Raw genomic sequence first — 18,972 nt, 5'->3', positions numbered from 1 at the left:
ACCTTCTTTTATTTTATCTTCACAAGCGTCAATTGTTTTTCTTCTAGTCTCATGGTAACTAGTTCCAAAACTAACTACTAAAACAGCTTTTTTCATGTAATGTCCCCCTTTATTATAGGCTTAATATTTTTTCAATTTGTTTTATTTCATTGATTATTTGTGGATAATCTAACTTTTCTCTTTTTACAATTACTACTGGTATATTGAGTTTCTCACAAGCAGTGATTTTTTCTAAAAAACCACCTGCACTTCCACTTTCCTTAGTTATCACCATATCCACATTATAATGTTTATAAAATGCTTCATTTATACTTTTGCTAAAAGGTCCCTTCATAGCAATTATATTATCTGCATTAAGACCTAAGTTTTCACAACTAGCTATAACTTCCGTCGTTGGAAGAACTCTAACTATTAAGTTTCTATCTGGTATATAGTCTATAATTTGAGATAAATTTTTACTTCCAGTTCCAATAAAAATATTATTCCCTTTTTCTCTAGCAATTTTACAGCCTTCTTCTATGCTACCAACTATATATTTATTTTCATAAGATATATCTTCTATTAGAGATTTTCTTTCATACCTTATGTAATCTATATTTAAATCCTTTGCACAATCTATTGCATTTTTAGATACTTCTATTGCATAAGGGTGTGTAGCATCTATTATCTTATTTATTTTATTTTGATTCATAAACTTCATCATGTCTACCTTAGACATTTTTCCTAAGACTACATTTTTAGTATGCTTTTTAGCAAGCTCTTCTCCGTAACTTGTTGTTACTGAAAGAGTATATGGTAAATCTTCATGTTCATTTATAAGGTCACATATCTCTAAACTGTCAGAAGTTCCACCTAAGACTAAAATCATACTGTATATCCTCTTGGAGTTATCATTAAGTCTTCATGTATAAAAGTAGATTTGTTTCCTATTATAACCATAGTAGTCATATCTACTCTTTCAAAGTCCATATTTTCAAATGTACATACAAACTTTTCTTCATTTTCTCTAGCAACATCTTTAACTATTCCAACAGGTGTTTTACCATTCTTAAATTCACCCATTATTTCAAATGCTCTAGCTAAATGCTCACTTCTACCTTTGCTTCTTGGGTTATATAAGCAAACTACAAAATCAGCTTCTGCTGCTAATCTTAATCTTTTTTCTATGACTTCCCATGGAGTTAATAAATCACTTAAGCTTATATGGCAAAAATCATGCATTATAGGTGCTCCTAATATTGCAGCTGCTCCTATACTTGCAGTTACCCCTGGTATTACCTTAACTTCTATATTTTGTTCTTCTTTTGAAGTAAGCTCTAATATCAATCCAGCCATTCCATAGATTCCAGCATCTCCACTACTTATAACCGCAACTTTTTTACCTGTTTTAGCTATTTCTACAGCTTCCCTACATCTATCTATTTCTTGTCTCATCCCATTTTGCACTACTTCTTTATCTTCAATAAGATCTGTAATTAAATTTATGTATGTTTTATATCCTACTATAACTTCAGAATTTTTTATTGCATTTATACATTGCATAGTCATTAATTCTTTACTTCCTGGTCCTATCCCTATAACATATATCATCTTACACTCTCCCTACTGAAATGGTTATTCCATTATATTTATGTTTTTCTATTATTAAATTCCCACCACTTAGTATATGTGTCACAGGTTCTGCTACACAGTATACTCCAACATTCTTTTTAACAAAATCTGATTTGTCATATAAATAATCTACCTTTGAGATTTCGCTTGCTGAAATAGTCTCAAATTCTACGTCTAAGTATGATGCTAAATCTAAAATTGCTTTTTCATCATATTTAATATCTATACTTCCAATTTTTCTTATAGACTTAATATCAATATTGTATTGTTGTAACAAATCCATCAAAGAATCTCGTAATAATATACTTTCTGTATTTCGCCTACACCCAATGCCTATAACTATATTCTTAGGAACTACCTTTATTATCTCTTTATCAAATCCTTGAATTAAATTTGAATTTATTTGTGTTAATCTTTGTTTGTTAGTTACAACCACTATTTTTTCAAGGTCATTTGTATTATCAAGTTTATCTAAAACTTTAAATCCTCTAGTATCTATTTCATAATCACCATCAATATATATACCTACATCTTGGTTATTTACGAGCATTGAATTTACATCTTTTACATTTTTTCTAAAGTCTTCTATATAAGCATCTAATTTTTTTGCAATCATATCTAGAGAAGATTTCCCATTTACATCAGTAGCTGTTGTTATAACAGGATTTGCATTTATTAAGTTACTTATATAATTAGTCATTTCATTAGCGCCTCCCATATGACCACTTAGAAGACTAATTACATTTGTACCTTTTTCATCAGTTACTAATATAGCAGGGTCACTAAATTTGCTATTCACATAGGGTGCTATTACTCTAACCACTATTCCAGTTGCCATTATGAACAGGATATAGTCATATTGTTTAAAGATACTTTCTACTAAAGTGCTTAATTTTTCTTTAACTAAAAATATATTGTCTTTACTCTCTTCTAAATGTAAATTGTTTTTATTGTTACTAACTATATAAACATGGCTCTCTTTAATTAGAGCGTTTATTTTTAAAGCTAAGTTTTTTCCATTTTGAGTAATACATACTACTGCAATCTTAGTATCTATACTCATGTTTGAAGTCCTTATCGTATAACTTCGAATTATTATATTCTTTTCCTAAGAATTTTCCTACTAAGATTAAGGCTGTCTTCTTTATTCCATTTTCTCTTACTTTATCTGCTATATCTTCTAAAGTACCTTTTACTATTTTTTCGTCAGCCCAAGTAGCTTTATATACTACAGCTATTGGAGTATCCATAGGGTATCCACCTTCATGTAGTCTTTCAACAACTTTTTCAATATCTTGTACTGATAAGAATATTGCCATCGAAGTTTGATGTGCTGCATAAGATTCTATTGATTCTCTTGAAGGTACTGGAGTTCTGCCTTCCATTCTTGTTATTATTACACTTTGAGATATTTCTGGAACTGTATATTCTACACCTAAAGCTGATGCCGCTCCTAAGAATGAACTTACACCTGGTGTACAATCATAGTCTATTTCTAATTTATATAAATCTTCAACTTGCTCTCTTATTGAACCATATATAGAGAAATCTCCTGTTTGTAATCTTACAACAGATTTTCCATTTTTAATTCCACTTTCCATAACTGCTATTATTTCTTGTAAATCCATATGTGCACTATTGTGTATTTCACATCCTTCTTTACAGTATTCTAAAAGTTCTGGATTAACTAAAGAACCTGCATATATTACAACATCTGCATTACTTAAAAGTTTATATCCCTTAAGAGTTATTAATTCCTTATCCCCTGGTCCTGCCCCTACAAAATGTACTTTATTTAACATATTAATCTCTCCCTTTTTCACAAGATATTATATAAATTGGGTTTAAAGGTTTAAAGTATTCCCCTCTTCCCAGCTTTTCTAACTTAGATACGTTTAGCACTGAAACATCAATATTCTCAAAATCATGCTCTCTTAACAATTTCAAGGTTTCATTAAAAGTTTCTACTATTATAAAATTAGCTACTAATCTTCCACCTTCAACCAGCATATTTTTTGACCAAAGTATTATTTCATTTAAGTTATTTCCTGTACCCCCTATGAATACTGCATCTACTTTGCTCTCTATCTCTACTGGCGCATAGCCTTTTATAATTTCTATATTATTTAATTTAAACTTTTCAACATTTTTATTTATTAACTCTAGTGAATCATCATTTCTTTCTATAGAAACGACTTCTAAGTTTGGATAATTGTAAGCTGCTTCTATGCTTACACTACCTGTGCCTGCACCTACATCTATAAATCTTTTAGCCTTTACTAAATCTAGCTTCATTATAGATATAGCCCTTACTTCTTCTTTTGTTATGGGAACTTTCCCTGTTATGAACTCACTATTTTTCATATCCATCTCCACCAAATGACTTAGTATTCTTCTAGGATAACCACCACACACATTTGAAAATTATCTGCTTCTAATATTTCTTTAGGTGTTCCTATTGTTATTTTTTCATTATCATAAGATAAGTTCTCTCCTACAATAACTGTTCTTTTCAAATCTCTATTTAATATTTCTTTACATATTTCTTTAGGACCTATAACTTTATCTGTTACCATACACACTTTTTTATGAGAAAGTACATAATCAAAGTCTGGAGTTTTTCCATGGCTACTGGTTATATACAAGTCGTTCATATCTACATATATTTTAGAAAATATGTATTGTAATGAGCTTATTCCTGATACTACATTTAACTCTTTAGTATCTATATTTTTAGATAAGTATTTTCCTATACCATATATAAATGGATCTCCTGATGCTATAACAGATATTTGCTTGTCTTTATTTTCATTTATATAGCGAACTATTTCTTTTAAGTTTGAGGCTAATACTATTTTCTCTCCCTTAAAATTCTCTATTGAATCTAAGTTTCTTTTTCCTCCAATTACTACATCAGAGTTAAGTATTAACTTTTCTCCTACTTTAGTTATATAGTCATTGTTTCCTGGGCCTAAACCTATAATATTTATCATCTAAATACCTCCACTAATTGGTCTGTATTATCTGATTTTCCTAATAAGGTCTTGTCCATAGAAAACATCATCACTTCTACCTCTATATTTTCATCGCCTAAATACTCTTTAACTTTAAATCTGCATTTGTTGCTTATTAAATCGTAAAAGTCTATATACTTACTTTCATTGATTATATCTATTGCTTCTTCTGCAGTTAGGCATCTATTTATCTTTTCTAAAAACTCATAAGGTGCTTTCATCATCGCTAAGTTAGAAACTAATATCTCACTTCTTGCATCTGCAACTTTGCTATGTGTATTGAATATACCTGCTGATAATTTTATAAACTTGCCTATATGACCTGCCATAAGTATTTTTTTATATCCCATACGCTGAGCTTCTTTTAGCATATATCCTATAAAATTACTGGTTCTTATTACGCATTTCATATCTAAATTTAAATTTTCTCTAATAAATTGTTCACCATGATTTCCTGGAACAAAAATTATTTTATCTAAACCTTGTGCTTTTTTCATTTCTAACTCTATAGATAAAGATTTTTTCCATCCTTCATCGCTCATAGGTTCAACTATTCCACTGGTTCCTAAAATAGAAATTCCACCTACTATTCCTAATCTAGGGTTGAAGGTTTTTTTAGATACTTCTTCTCCTTTAGGAGCATATATAGTTATTTTTATAGCTTTATTTTTACCTATAGTTTTTTCTAGATTTTCACCTGTTACTTTCCCCACCTCACTACGTATCATTCTCATAGGAACTGGATTGATGGCTGCTTTGCCTACTTCTACACTTAGACCTTTTCTAGTTACTACTCCTATACCTTGTCCACCATATACTAGTAGTAGTTCTTCGTTTTCTTTGTCTATAAGTTCGCATCTAGCATGAATGTGCATTGTATGTGTGGCATCAATATCATCTCCACCATCTTTTTCTATTGAACATTCTATATATTCATCATTTATAATGATGTTTTCTACCTTTAATGTTAACGGTATTCCTTTAGGAGTATCTATATTTACAGATTCTATTTTTCTTTTAGTCAATAACATATGAGCTGCAGCTTTTGCAGCAGCAGCAGCACAAGATCCTGTAGTATATCCCCTTCTGTATTTTTTGCCATCTATATATACATACTCTTCCATATCATTACCTACATAGTGTATAAAATAGCATTGACTATAGCTGCTGCTAAGTTGCTTCCACCTTTTCTTCCTTTTGAAATTATATATGGTATATTAGTATTTTCTAACTCATCCTTAGATTCTTCTGCACCTACAAATCCTACAGGAACTCCAACAATAGCATCTACTTCAAGTTCTCCTGAGTTTTTCATTTCCATAACTTTATATAAAGCTGTTGGAGCATTTCCAAGTACAAATATTTTTCTTCCAGGTTCTTTAGCCGCTATTTCTACTGCAGCCATTGAACGTGTTATAAATTTTTCTTTTGCTAATTTAGCAGTTTCTTCATCAGCTACTAAGCATTTATATTTACACCCTAAATCTTCTAATCTTTTTTTATTTATTCCACTTAAAGCCATATTTGTATCAGTGTATATAGTTGCATTATTTTTTAAAGCTTCTACTATAGAATCTACTGCACTTTCTGATATTTTTAATATATCTAAATATTCAAAGTCTGCTGTAGTATGTATGCAACGTTTAATTATTTTTTCTTCTACTTTACTTTTAAACTCATAATTTGGTCTTGTATCATCTATTATTTCTTGTATCATTTCAAAACTTTTTTCTTCTATCATCATAGGATTTTTGATGTATTGCATTTTAATTCCCTCCTGATTCCCCCATCAATTATATCTAGGGTGTAAATTTTATTATAAACTGAACCTAGGTTATTTTGTTTTAATAACTCAATCAGCTTAATATCATTCATATATTTATCTATAATAATCCCAACTACAGTACCACTATGAGCAATATTTACACCATATGCTCCGTAATTTTTAGCTATTTCTATTATTTCACTTAGACCTTCTTTTTTGTCTATGTTTTCATTAGCTAAACTGCTCATAGTACATGCTTTCCCAATATCATGTAAATTATTTTTCCTTATTCCCTCTTCTAGAAAGTAAAAAGCTTCTTTTATTATTTCTTTATTTTGTCTTTTGATTTCTATGTAATTAGGATTATTTCTAATTTTCATAGTATTTAAGGTTTTGTTTGGCTCTAAAATTACTACTCTAGAGTTTTTTATATTTCCTAATTTTTTGATAACTTCTCCAGTTAAAGGATTAAAAATATTATTATTTTCTATATATATAGAATCTGTAGGCTCTATGCTAGCTGCTAATTTAGATATTTCTTCACTATTTAAGTCCTTTTGTATCAATGATAAGGTTGCAACTATAGTAGCCCCTATATCTGCAGTAGAACTTGCCATTCCCTTCCCCACTGGTATCTGACTTTGTATATTTAGTGAAATATTTTTACTTTCCTTAGTCAGTAAATTAAATTTTTCAAATACTGCTTCTATTGCCTTTCGAGACTTACGTGGTCCTATATTTATATTATTTATTTTTTCTTCAATAACTGATGTGGAGTACATATCTACAGCATAGGAACTTAGATATTCTTCATTATCCATAATCCCTTGAACAAATTCTCCACAAGATGCTGGGCAAACCCCATAATACTTCATAACTAATCACCTAATATTTTCTTCATATACTTTATAAGAAGCTCATTTTCATCGTGAGATTTTATTGCTATTCTTATGTAATCATTGCTTAATCCTATAAAGTTTGATGCATCTCTTATCAAAATATTTCCTTCTTTAAATAACTGAACTTTTATATCATTTGCACTTTTTGTACTAAGCTTTATTAATACAAAATTTGTATCTGTATCATATACTGTTATATTTTTTATACTTCTTAGCTCTTTTAACATATACTGTCTTTCTTGTATATAATAGTTTTTACTTTGACTTATATACTCTTCATCTTTAAATATGTAATTTGATAAAGTATCTGCAAAAGAATTTATTGTCCATGGTTCTTTATAATGATATATTTTTTCTATTATATCTTTATTGCTACTTAGCCCATATCCTAGTCTAAGCCCTGGCATACCAAAAAATTTAGTTACTGCTTTTAAGATAAATAAGTTTTCATATTTCTCTATATATTTAACTAAGCTGTATTTTTCTTCATCTTCTACAAACTCCATAAAGGTTTCATCTACTATTAATAATTTATTATTTTCTAACATTAACTTTAGTAGTTCTGTTAAATCCTTTACTTTTCCATTTGGATTATTAGGATTACATATAAATAAACTATCAAATTTATCTATATTTTCTTTTATAAGTTCCATATTTACTTCAAACTTATTTTCTATATCTAAGTTTAAATGTAGTATTTCTAAGTTATTTAATTTTGCACTTCTTTCATACTCAGAAAAAGTTGGATTTAATATAGCTAACCTTTTATTTATACTTTTCATAAGTAAATAAATTATTTCTGTAGCTCCATTCCCTGGTATTATAAAATCTTGTGACACACTTATATATTTTGAAATATTATTTTTCAAATTTGTATAATTTATATCTGGATAACTTCTACACTCTGCTAAACCTTCTATTATGTATTTTTCTAGTCCTGATATAACTTTTGGGTTTACATTAGAACTAAAATCTATTATATCTTTTGGGTTTTTGTTGTATTCTTTTGCCATAGAATTTATATTAGCTCCATGTCCTAAATCTTTCATTTATACCCTCCTTAGCTAAAATTGATCTCACTCATGCCAATAACAATACGACACTTGTTGCCGATTTGGTCATATTCGTTGCTCAAAATATAGCTATACATATTGTTGTAAATATTACTATTGAAGATATTGAAGTAGCGTACATTATCTTATTTGTTTTTATTATATCTTCAGTCTCTATTTCTCTAATTTTATCTCCTATAGTTGGTTTATACACCGCTTGTCCAAAATACATATTAGTTCCTCCTAGCTGAATACCTAATGCTCCTGCTACTGCACCTTCTGGATATGCACAGTTTGGACTTTTATGATTTTTTCTATCTCTAATGGCTATTTTACAAGATTTTTTGTAATCATAACCTAATATAAAACTTCCTATTGCCATTAATACAACTGATATTCTAGCTGGTATATAATTTGCAATATCATCAATTTTTGCTGATGCAAATCCTAAATCTTTATATTTATCATTTTTATAGCCTACTGTTGAGTCCAAAGTGTTTATAGCTTTATAAGCCATAGCTAATGGTGCCCCACCTATGAATGCATAAAACATGGGTGCAATAATCCCATCAACAGTATTTTCTGCTACTGTTTCAACAGTTGCTCTAATTATTTCTTTCTCATCTAAATGAGTTGTATCTCTTCCTACTATGTAAGATAGTTGTATTCTAGACTTTTCTATATCTTCAGTTTTCAAAACTTCGTATATTTTTACAGCCTCATCTTTTAAACACTTAGTTGCTAAAGTTGTATATATTAAAAATGAATTTGCCATTAAAAATACAATTGGATTAAAGCTAGCTAATTTGATTATAGTGTATGTAACCAAATAAGTTATTCCCACAGTTACAAACCACAGTATAAATCCACCTATTTTTAAGCCCTTATCACTTTTGGCTATTTTTCTTATTTTATTTTCAGTATACTTTATTAATTTCCCAATATATCTAACTGGATGAGGAAAAGAATAAGGATCTCCTATAATTAAATCTGTTATATATCCTATATAGATAGATAATATATTCATAATTGTTACTTCCTCTTTCTATAAAGTTTTTTCTGTTATAGATTGTAGTAAATTCTCTATACAGTTTAAGTTATTATAGAAGTGTGTATGTAAATAAGTAGCTAATGTATTTTGTTTGCTATATCCACCTTCCCACTCATCATCAACTAATCCGCTTCTTTCTTTTTTCATTATGTAAGCACATTCTTCGTCTGTTTCAAAAACTGAATGGTGGAATTCATGACCTTTTATGATTTCACCTTGTTTCGATAGTATAGTATCAAATTTAGCACTACCATAGCAATATCCAAACCGTCTTAAAGATTTTGTCATTTTACTACAACCCTTGAATATACCAACCATATTAAATTCTTTATTTTCACTATTTATTAATTTTTCACCTAAATACATTAGTCCACCACATTCAGCGTATATCGGTACATTTTTTTCATGTGCTTTTAATATTGATTCTCTCATGGTTTTATTAGCTTCTAATTCTTTGCTAAATATTTCTGGGAATCCTCCACCAATATAAATGTAATCACATTTAGGTATTTCTTTATCTTTCAATGGACTAAAATACTCTATATTTAATCCTAAATCTTTAAGTAACTCTATGTTTTCTCTATAATAAAAGTTAAAAGCTTTGTCATAAGCTACTGCTATAGTTTTATTTTCATGTTTATGAGTTTTTATAAATTCCTCTAAACTAAATTCGCTTTTAACTTCTTCTGTTTCTGAAATTTCTATTATTCTATCTATGTCTATGTACTTTTCTATTTCTTCTGCTAAATTATTAAATTTAACTTTTAACGAATCTATTTCTACACTTGGCACTAATCCTAAATGTCTAGATTCTAAAGAAAATTCATCATTAGGAGGAAAATATCCTAACACTTCAACATCACAATAAGTTTCAATAGCTTTTTTTATTATTTCATAGTGGCTTTTAGTTTTTACATTATTAACTATTACACCTTTTAAGTTTACATCCTTATCAAGTTGTTTATAGCCTAGTACCATAGCGGCACTAGATGCAGCCATTGCTTTTCCATTGATAACTAGTATAACTGGTGTTTTTAATATTTTAGATGTGTGTGAACTAGTACAATTATCTAAATCTATTCCTAAACCATCATAAAGCCCCATTACTCCTTCTACTACACTTATATCTGCATCTTCTGCTGCTTTGTTGAATACATATTTAATTTTTTCATCATCTAACATATAGGAATCTAAGTTTCTTGAATATCTTCCTGTTATGAAAGTATGATAAGAAGGATCTATATAATCTGGTCCAACTTTATAAGGTTGTACTTTCATATTTCTCTTAGTAAGTGCCTGCATTATTCCTAATGATATTGTGGTTTTTCCTACACCACTATTAGTTCCTGCAATCAAGATTTTTTTCATACGTTTCACCTAACTATCAATGTATTTTTATATCTATTTCTTAGCTCATTATTTCATAAATTTTTTCTATATCTAAATGTTCTCTTAATAAATCTGCAAGTTTATCATATTCATTTTGCTTAAATTCATCAAAAGAAGTTACACTACTGTCTAATTTACTTAACCCTTTTTGAGTTCTAATGTTATTTAAAATCGTTCTAGTAAAATCTATATCATCAAATATTCCATGGATATATGTTCCTACTACATTGCCATCTTTGTTTACACTACCTTCTGTATAATTTACTTCTTCATCAAGTTTTTTGTTTATAGTATTTAAATTGTTTACTTCTTTACCTATAGTGCTTATTCCCATATGTATTTCGTAACCTTTTACTTTTTTGTTTCCTAAATTATCTAAGTAACCACCTAAATTTCCAAATATTGTAGCTTCAACTTGAGTTGTTGTTTTTTCTTTTTCGAATACAGTTTCTATATCTAAAAGTCCTATTCCGTCAAATTCGTATTCTAATCCTTCAACATGATACGGGTCTTTTAATTTAGTTCCTAACATTTGATATCCACCACAAATACCAAATACTAATTTTCCTCTTTTGTGAAGTTCTTTTATTTGCTCTTCTAATCCATTTTTTCTTATGTATTTTAAGTCATCTATAGTGCTTTTACTTCCTGGAAGTATTACTATATCTGGATTTTCAAGTGCTTCTCCATAGTCAACATACCTAATACTTACATCTTCTTGAGTTTCAAATATATTGAAATCTGTAAAGTTAGACATATGCGGAGTCCTTATTATTTCTATATGTATATCCTTTTTATCCATTTTATTTTTAAATCTGGTAGTTACACTATCTTCATCTTCTATTTTTATATTGCTATATGGAATTACTCCAAGAACAGGAACTTTTATTATGTCTTCAAGCATTCTTATTCCATCATCTAGAAGTTCTTTTCTTCCTCTAAATTTATTGATAATTACGCCTTTAACTCTTCTTTTATGTTCTTCTTTTAGTAAAAGCATTGTCCCTGCTAAAGATGCAAACACCCCACCTCTATCTATATCTCCAATTACTATTACAGGAGCATCTGCAATATCCGCCATACCCATATTAGCTACATCATGTTCTTGTAAATTTATTTCAGCAGTACTTCCTGCACCTTCCATAACTACAATATCGTAATTATTAATAAATTTATCAAAAATTGTTTTTAATTCTATTGCTAATTGTTGCTTATGAGTGTGGTAGTCCGAAGATGACATGTCTTCTCTAACTTTACCTCTTACAATTACTTGACATCTATGATTCCCAGATGGTTTTAATAGTATGGGATTCATATCTGCAATAGGTTCAATCCCTGCTGCTTCAGCTTGGAATACTTGTGCTCTACCCATTTCTAAACCTTCTTTTGTAATAAAAGAATTTAAAGCCATATTTTGTGATTTAAATGGAGCAACACTATATCCATCTTGTTTAAATATTCTACATAATCCAGCTACTAAAACGCTTTTCCCTACGTTAGAGGCCGTTCCTTGTAACATAATTTTCTTGCCCATTGTTTCACTTCCTCTTTTTATTTATATTGGATTTTGAATATTAAAAAAAGTCCTAATATTACAGAGTTAGGACTTTTTATTTATAAATATATATCAAATAAAAATCTTTCACCCCGAAGATTCCATCAATAAATTAATTTAGGCAGGTATCCTGGCTTAACTTCATCCTACTCCTATTCCTTCCCATCAAACGACAGTGGCAATTTATAGTTTCGTCCATTTTACAGTAGCGGGGGCTGCAAAGGCTTTTAACCTTTTTCCCTTTTAATATTTTTAATAACCTATTTTAATCTAGTATTCAATTTTAAATTATATAAAACTGGTGTTATTCATAGTGTTTATTACAGTAAATCCATCCTGAATTTCTAAAATTGATACTGATGCATTATCAACTCTAAAGTTCCAATGATATTCATAACTTTTTGAAATCAAATGAGTTATTATATTTCTTATAGTTCCACCATGAGAACAAACAAGTATATTATTATCCTTGTTTTCTGAAATTATTTTATCTATTTCTTTTGCTACCCTGTCATATGTTTCAATTAAACTTTCACCACCAGGATACTTATAATTATATCCTTCTTTTACCATTTTATCAAATTCTTCAGGGTTATTATTTTTTATTTCTTCAAAAGTTACACCTTCAAAATCTCCGAAATTAATTTCTTTTAGTGTATCTTTTTCTATTATTTCTATATTTTTTACAGATGCTATATTTTTCACAGTATCTTTTGTCCTAGAAGATGTTGTAGAAAATATTTTGTCTATTTCTATGTTTTTTAGATAGTTTGTCAATTTATCTATCTGTATTTTTCCCTCTTTGCTTACACTACTATCTATATGACCTGATAATCTGTTATCTTGATTATCCGTAGTTAATGCATGTCTTACTAATATTAATCTAGTCAATTTTTCACCTCTTTTAGCACAATTACGTATTATTTAAATACAAGCTTATTATTATACTATAAATAAATAGATACATATTAAATATATAACTTCATTTAATTCTATAGTACATCCTAATATATCACCTGTTATTCCATCAATTTTTTTGTATACGTGATTTTTAAATAACTGATCAAATATAGCTATTACTAAAATAATACTTACTATTTTTAGTGAAACAATAATAGACGATAAGAATACTAGCTTAGAAATACCTACTATTAAAATCATAGAATATAATAGTAGAGTTATAAGCATTGGAATAGTTGCCTTGCCTATAAATAAATTACCTAGTCCTTTTTCTCTTGGCGTTTTTGTCTTGTACATTATAAATGTTACTCCAAGTCTTCCTAGCACTGGCATAAATATTATAGTCCATAATAAGCCTTGATTTATAATGCTATATATAAATCCTACTTTTAGTAGTATTAAAAACATTATCGCTAAAAGTGAGTTAGTTCCAAGTCTTGAGTCTTTCATTATTTCTAGCATTTTTTCCTTATCTCTATAACTATATATAGCATCAAAAGTATCACCTAATCCATCTATATGAAGCCCTCCTGTTAGTATTACTAAGGCTAAGGTAATTATAATAGATGTTATGAAAGGATCAAAAACTAAATTTGACACTATTCCCACTAAAAATAATAGTACTCCTAATACAAATCCTACTAAAGGAAAGTAAACTATGGCTTTATGAAAATCTTCATCAAATCCAGTGTCTATACTTATGGGTATTCTAGTCATAAATTGAAGTATTGAAATAAATCGTTTCATAATCTACCCCTTTACTTTCATAGGTATACCACTTACTACAAAATATACTTCATCACTTTGAGATGCTATTTGTTGATTGATTCTGCCTACAATATCAGTATATACTCTACTTAATTTATTATCTGGAACTATACCCATTCCTAATTCATTAGTTACTGTTACAAAATATAAATCAGTTTTCTTTATTTCTTGTAACAATTTTTCCATTTGCTCTTTTATATACATTTCTAAAGTATTAATTTCATCTCCAGTAGCATTGTCTATATCTATCCCATGTGTAAACATTAAATTGTTAACTAATAAAGTTATGCAGTCTAGTATTACAGTTTCATGTTTTTTAGATACTTCTTCTACTATAGAGTAGATATCTTTGTATATCTCATAAGTAAACCAATTTTGTGGTCTGCTTTCTTTATGTCTTTTTACTCTATCTTTCATTTCGTCGTCAAAAGGTATCGATGTAGCTATGTATGCTGTACTATTATTTCTATTTATACATAGGCTCTCAGCAAAATTACTTTTGCCTGACCTTGCTCCACCTGTTACTAATATAATTTTGCTCATTTTACCTCCTATCTACCCATATCAACTTCATCAAATGTAGCCATATTAGTGTATGTGTAATTTGATGCTTCTATTATGTTAAATGCTAAAGCTGCTCCGCTTCCTTCACCTAATCTCATATCCATATTTAAGACTGGGCTTAGTTTTATTATTTCTAAAGCTTTTTCTGTACCTGGCTCTGCGGATGAATGTGATGCAATCATATAATCTCTAGTCCTTGGATTAATTTTATGTGCTAATAATGCTGCTGCATAAGATATAAATCCATCTACTACAACTGGAATATTATTTGCACTACACCCTATAATTACACCTGCCATAGCACCAATTTCAAATCCACCTACTTTAGCTAATATATCTACAGCATCCTCAGGGTTAGGCTTATTTAATTCTATAGCTTTTCTTATAGTATTCGCTTTATGCTCTATTCTCTCTTTTTTTAATCCTGCCCCTATTCCCGTTACATCTAAAGGATCACAATCACCAATTACAGATATTATTGCACTACTTGGTGTTGTATTACAAATACCCATTTCACCTATACCTACAATTTTATATCCTTCATTTATACATTTTTCTGCCATTTCAATTCCTATTTCTAAAGACTTAATAGCTTCTTTTCTGCTCATTGCACTTTCTTTTGCCATATTCGATGTGCCTTTTCTTATTTTACGATCTATAATACCTTCTAGTTTATGATCACAATTAATACCTACATCTACAGCTACTACATCACATCCCACAAACTTACTTATTGTTCCTACTCCACAAAGACCATTTGCAAAATTTGGAAATTGAAGATAAGTTATATTCTGTGGATCTGGTGCTACTCCTTCTTCATAAACGCCATGATCACCTGCAAATGCAATTATAACTTTTTTTGATGTGTCAAAATGTTTACTTCCATAGATTCCTGCTAATTGCATACATATGTCTTCCATTTTTCCAAGACTACCTGCTGGCTTAATAAGTCTATCTAATCTTTGCTTTGCTTGATTAATAGACAGTTCATCTAAGGAATTTATTTTTTTTGATGTAATTTCTAATAAACTCATTATCTTATCCTCTCATTTTATATTAAAATTTGTATAAAATAATTTAACCTAGCCAAAAGGCTAGGTATTATTTTTAATAATATTTTGCCTTGTCAGTTTCTAATAATAATATCTATAGGTATATTCTACATGTTTATTCCTATATCCTTTAAACTTATGCTAAAACTGACAAGATTTTTCATTTTGTTAATTATTACAGATTATGAGCAGCTTTCAAAGCTTCATAACTTGCATTTATTGTATATTCTATCTCTTCTTCACTATGTGCATTTGATAAGAACATTGCTTCAAACTGAGTTGGAGCTAAAAGTACTCCTCTGTTTATTAATTCTTCAAAATACTTGTTGAACTTAGGAACATCACATTTCATAACATCTTCATAATTATTTATAGGTCCTTTTGTAAAGAATAAACAAACTAATGAACCTGCTCTATTAACTGTATATTCTAGTCCTAATTTTTCAACATTAGCTTTTAGTCCTTCTTCTAATTTTATAGCTTTTTCTTCTAATTCAGTGTATATTTGAGGATTATCTCTTAATATTTCTAAATTCTTTTTACCCATATACATAGCTAATGGATTTCCTGATAATGTACCTGCTTGATACACAGGTCCTACAGGAGATACCATACTCATTATTTCTTTTGTTCCACCATAAGCTCCAACTGGAAGACCTGCTCCTATTATTTTACCAAAACAAGCCATATCTGGTTTTATTCCAAAATATCCAACTGAACTATTATAACTTAATCTAAATCCAGTTATAACTTCATCAAATATTAAAACTGTTCCATATTCTTTTGTTATATCTCTTAGTAATTGTAAAAAATCTTGTGTTCCAGGAACTACGCCCATATTTCCTGCTATTGTTTCAACTATTACAGCTGCAATTTCATTTCCTTGCTCTGCAAATATTTCTCTAACTGCCTCTAAATCATTATATCTGCATACTAAAGTATCTTTTACTACATCATCTGGAACACCAGGACTTGTTGGAACTCCATAAGTTATTGTTCCTGAACCTGATTTAACTAATAAAGCATCTGAGTGTCCATGATAACATCCTTCAAACTTTAATATTTTATTTCTTTTTGTATATCCTCTTGCTACTCTTAAAGCACTCATTGTTGCTTCAGTACCAGAGTTAACCATACGTACTTGATCTATAGCAGGATATGCTTCTACTATTAATTTTGCCATTTCTACTTCTATTGCTGTAGGTACTCCATAGCTAGTTCCTTTTGCCACTATTTCCTCTATTCCTTCTACTATTTCTTTAGGACTATGCCCTAGCATAAGAGGACCCCAAGAACAAATGTAATCTATATATTCATTTCCATCTACATCATATATTCTACTTCCATGAGCTCTATCTATGAATATAGGACTTAATCCTACTGATTTAAAAGCTCTTACTGGACTATTAACTCCCCCAGGTATATATTTAGTTGCTTCTTCGTATATCTTTAGTGATTTTTCATTCTTCATCTTAATATTCTCCTTGGTTTAAATTTCAAATAATTCTTCAATTAATTTTATATATTCTTCACGTTTGCCTTTATCTTTAACTTGCTTTAAATTTATAATAGGATCTCTTATAAGTCTTCTTAATGCAGATGTTATCATTTTATCTACAATCTTCTTGTCCCTAGCATCAAGATTTGTTTTTTTTAATATATAATCTAATGTATCTTCTCTTATTTCCAAGCATTTATCATTTAAAGACTCTATAGTAGGATCTATATAAATAGAATCTTCCCACACTAAAAATTCTTCTATCTTTTGTGCTATTATTTCATATCCTACGTTAGCTAACTCTTTTCTCTTTTGATCATTTTGGTCATGTATATTTTTTAAATCATCAATATCATATACTTCTATATTGTCTAATTCATTAATTTTTGGATCAATATCTCTTGGAAGTGCTATATCCATCATATATATTTTTCTATTAATAATTGGCATCTCTTCTTTTTTAATAACTATATGTGGAGATGCAGTTGCACTAATAACTATATCTACATCATTTAATATTTTATATCTATCTTCATATTGTATAGAAACAACATTTTTATAGTCATCTTCTATTTCTTTAACTTTTCCATGGTTACGGTTAGAAACATATATGTTGTTTACTTTTTCTTCTTCTAAATGCTTCATAGTTAACTTGCTCATTTTTCCTACGCCTATTACTAAAGCATTTTTACCTTCTAAGCTACCTATTTTTTCTTGAAGAAATTTTACCCCTATATAGCTTATAGACAATGGTTGTTGTGATATTTTTGTTGTATGTTTTATATCTTTTGCTGTTGTTATTGCTTCTCTAAATAATTTGTTAAATACTTTTTTACTAGCACCAAGTTTCATAGAAAAATCATGTGCATCTTTTACTTGTCCTAATATTTGATCTTCCCCTAATACTATCGAATCTAGGCCTGCAGTTACATTAAAAATATGATGTATGGCATCTATACCATTTTTACAAAATAAAAATTCTTTTATGTCCCTAGCATTAAAGAATTTTTCGTAAAAATCTTCAACTATTTTTATTTTACTATCTATATCTTTAGATTGAATATATATTTCACTTCTATTACACGTAGATAGTATAATAACTTCTTCTATTTCTTGATCTAATAAAAAATTTATAGCCTCTATTTTTTGCATCTCTGTAAAAGAGACACTTTCCCTTATGGTAATCGGAGCTAAATTGTGATTTACTCCTACAACTCCTATTTTCATACTCAACCTCCAAACTATTTTTATTGTCCAAACTAATTCTCTTACTAGTATAACATCAAAAAATACTTTTTTGTAATTTTTTAGAGATTTTTTTGAACGCAAAAAAAAGATTAAGTGGCTATGTCTTACTCTCCCAGGAGGTTGCCCCCCAAGTACCATCAGCGCTAAAGAGCTTAACTTCTGTGTTCGGAATGGGAACAGGTGTATCCTCTTTGCTATAATAACCACATAATCTTTATTTAATTTGGAGCGGGTGAAGGGGATCGAACCCTCACAGCCGGCTTGGAAGGCCGGAACTCTACCATTGAGCTACACCCGCACTTAGTTTTTAGAGTTAGTACTCTGAAAACTGCATATCATTCTCAATATTAATCATTTTTTTTAGCAATTTAATCTTCCTTATTAAAATCTTAATAAGGATTTAATTGCGATATAAACCTTTAGGTTTATTTTGGTCAAGTCCTCGACCTATTAGTATCGATAAGCTTAATACATTACTGCACTTACACCTTCGACCTATCAACCAGGTAGTCTTCCTGGGGTCTTACCCTTACGGTGGGAAATCTT

Annotated in this window: 20 protein-coding genes, 1 tRNA gene, 2 rRNA genes and 1 riboswitch; all 23 genes read right to left on the bottom strand. The window is 29.1% G+C overall.

Features of this window, described 5'->3' with window-relative positions:
• Positions 1 to 96: sirohydrochlorin cobaltochelatase (locus tag ACRC03_RS11040; RefSeq protein WP_438652620.1), on the bottom strand; the 96-nt coding region annotated here is incomplete at its 3' end.
• Positions 97 to 112: 16 nt separating this feature from the next.
• Entirely contained in the window at positions 113 to 868 is a 756-nt protein-coding gene (gene cobK / locus ACRC03_RS11035) for a precorrin-6A reductase (protein WP_438652619.1), read from the bottom strand.
• Positions 865 to 1,590, bottom strand: coding sequence for a precorrin-3B C(17)-methyltransferase (gene cobJ, locus ACRC03_RS11030; protein WP_438652618.1), 726 nt, complete (start codon positions 1,588 to 1,590; stop codon positions 865 to 867). The genes cobK and cobJ overlap by 4 nt, the downstream gene beginning before the upstream one ends.
• Position 1,591: 1 nt before the next feature.
• Positions 1,592 to 2,674, bottom strand: a complete 1,083-nt coding sequence (cbiG, locus tag ACRC03_RS11025; RefSeq protein WP_438652617.1) for a cobalt-precorrin 5A hydrolase — start codon at positions 2,672 to 2,674, stop codon at positions 1,592 to 1,594.
• The gene (locus tag ACRC03_RS11020) at positions 2,658 to 3,413 is read right to left on the bottom strand and encodes a cobalt-precorrin-4 methyltransferase (protein ID WP_438652616.1); all 756 of its coding nucleotides are present in this window, start codon (positions 3,411 to 3,413) and stop codon (positions 2,658 to 2,660) included. The genes cbiG and ACRC03_RS11020 overlap by 17 nt, the downstream gene beginning before the upstream one ends.
• A 1-nt stretch (position 3,414) precedes the next feature.
• The gene (locus ACRC03_RS11015; protein WP_438652615.1) at positions 3,415 to 3,975 is read right to left on the bottom strand and encodes a decarboxylating cobalt-precorrin-6B (C(15))-methyltransferase; all 561 of its coding nucleotides are present in this window, start codon (positions 3,973 to 3,975) and stop codon (positions 3,415 to 3,417) included.
• Positions 3,976 to 3,995: 20 nt separating this feature from the next.
• Positions 3,996 to 4,604 carry a cobalt-precorrin-7 (C(5))-methyltransferase gene (locus tag ACRC03_RS11010; protein WP_438652614.1) on the bottom strand — a complete coding sequence of 203 codons (609 nt, stop codon included), beginning with the start codon at positions 4,602 to 4,604 and terminating at the stop codon, positions 3,996 to 3,998.
• Positions 4,601 to 5,749 (bottom strand): cobalt-precorrin-5B (C(1))-methyltransferase CbiD, encoded by a 1,149-nt coding sequence (gene cbiD / locus ACRC03_RS11005; protein WP_438652613.1) that lies wholly within the window; start codon positions 5,747 to 5,749, stop codon positions 4,601 to 4,603. Before cbiD ends, ACRC03_RS11010 begins: the two co-directional genes overlap by 4 nt.
• Positions 5,750 to 5,757: 8 nt before the next feature.
• Complete coding sequence (locus ACRC03_RS11000; protein ID WP_438652612.1) at positions 5,758 to 6,390, bottom strand: cobalt-precorrin-8 methylmutase; 633 nt, start codon at positions 6,388 to 6,390, stop codon at positions 5,758 to 5,760.
• A complete protein-coding gene (locus tag ACRC03_RS10995; protein ID WP_438652611.1) occupies positions 6,366 to 7,265 on the bottom strand; it encodes a GHMP family kinase ATP-binding protein in 900 nt (299 codons plus the stop codon). The genes ACRC03_RS11000 and ACRC03_RS10995 overlap by 25 nt, the downstream gene beginning before the upstream one ends.
• A 2-nt stretch (positions 7,266 to 7,267) precedes the next feature.
• A complete protein-coding gene (locus ACRC03_RS10990) occupies positions 7,268 to 8,338 on the bottom strand; it encodes a pyridoxal phosphate-dependent aminotransferase (protein WP_438652610.1) in 1,071 nt (356 codons plus the stop codon).
• 82 nt (positions 8,339 to 8,420) lie between these two features.
• Positions 8,421 to 9,368: an adenosylcobinamide-phosphate synthase CbiB gene (cbiB, locus tag ACRC03_RS10985; protein ID WP_438652609.1), complete on the bottom strand. Its 948-nt coding sequence runs from the start codon at positions 9,366 to 9,368 to the stop codon at positions 8,421 to 8,423.
• Between the two features lie 18 nt (positions 9,369 to 9,386).
• Positions 9,387 to 10,760, bottom strand: a complete 1,374-nt coding sequence (locus ACRC03_RS10980; RefSeq protein ID WP_438652608.1) for a cobyrinate a,c-diamide synthase — start codon at positions 10,758 to 10,760, stop codon at positions 9,387 to 9,389.
• A 40-nt stretch (positions 10,761 to 10,800) separates the two neighbouring features.
• Positions 10,801 to 12,315 carry a cobyric acid synthase gene (locus ACRC03_RS10975; protein ID WP_438652607.1) on the bottom strand — a complete coding sequence of 505 codons (1,515 nt, stop codon included), beginning with the start codon at positions 12,313 to 12,315 and terminating at the stop codon, positions 10,801 to 10,803.
• Positions 12,316 to 12,439: 124 nt separating this feature from the next.
• Positions 12,440 to 12,615: riboswitch (cobalamin riboswitch) on the bottom strand.
• A 9-nt stretch (positions 12,616 to 12,624) separates the two neighbouring features.
• The gene (locus ACRC03_RS10970) at positions 12,625 to 13,227 is read right to left on the bottom strand and encodes a histidine phosphatase family protein (RefSeq protein WP_438652606.1); all 603 of its coding nucleotides are present in this window, start codon (positions 13,225 to 13,227) and stop codon (positions 12,625 to 12,627) included.
• A gap of 51 nt (positions 13,228 to 13,278) precedes the next feature.
• The gene (cobS, locus tag ACRC03_RS10965) at positions 13,279 to 14,043 is read right to left on the bottom strand and encodes an adenosylcobinamide-GDP ribazoletransferase (RefSeq protein ID WP_438652605.1); all 765 of its coding nucleotides are present in this window, start codon (positions 14,041 to 14,043) and stop codon (positions 13,279 to 13,281) included.
• A 3-nt stretch (positions 14,044 to 14,046) separates the two neighbouring features.
• Entirely contained in the window at positions 14,047 to 14,607 is a 561-nt protein-coding gene (cobU, locus tag ACRC03_RS10960) for a bifunctional adenosylcobinamide kinase/adenosylcobinamide-phosphate guanylyltransferase (RefSeq protein WP_438652604.1), read from the bottom strand.
• 8 nt (positions 14,608 to 14,615) lie between these two features.
• A complete protein-coding gene (gene cobT / locus ACRC03_RS10955; RefSeq protein ID WP_438652603.1) occupies positions 14,616 to 15,662 on the bottom strand; it encodes a nicotinate-nucleotide--dimethylbenzimidazole phosphoribosyltransferase in 1,047 nt (348 codons plus the stop codon).
• A 193-nt stretch (positions 15,663 to 15,855) separates the two neighbouring features.
• Positions 15,856 to 17,151, bottom strand: coding sequence for a glutamate-1-semialdehyde 2,1-aminomutase (gene hemL, locus ACRC03_RS10950; RefSeq protein ID WP_438652602.1), 1,296 nt, complete (start codon positions 17,149 to 17,151; stop codon positions 15,856 to 15,858).
• An 18-nt stretch (positions 17,152 to 17,169) separates the two neighbouring features.
• Positions 17,170 to 18,405, bottom strand: a complete 1,236-nt coding sequence (gene hemA, locus ACRC03_RS10945; protein WP_438652601.1) for a glutamyl-tRNA reductase — start codon at positions 18,403 to 18,405, stop codon at positions 17,170 to 17,172.
• Positions 18,406 to 18,517: 112 nt separating this feature from the next.
• Positions 18,518 to 18,634: ribosomal RNA gene (gene rrf / locus ACRC03_RS10940) — 5S ribosomal RNA — on the bottom strand.
• Between the two features lie 16 nt (positions 18,635 to 18,650).
• A tRNA-Gly gene (locus tag ACRC03_RS10935) sits at positions 18,651 to 18,724 on the bottom strand.
• A 132-nt stretch (positions 18,725 to 18,856) separates the two neighbouring features.
• Positions 18,857 to 18,972: ribosomal RNA gene (locus ACRC03_RS10930) — 23S ribosomal RNA — on the bottom strand; the annotation flags it as partial.

Origin of the sequence: Romboutsia sp., assembly GCF_051659545.1 — a bacterium.
Classification (GTDB): Bacteria; Bacillota; Clostridia; order Peptostreptococcales; family Peptostreptococcaceae; genus JBOFOR01.
This window is presented reverse-complemented; position numbering and strand designations above follow the sequence as displayed.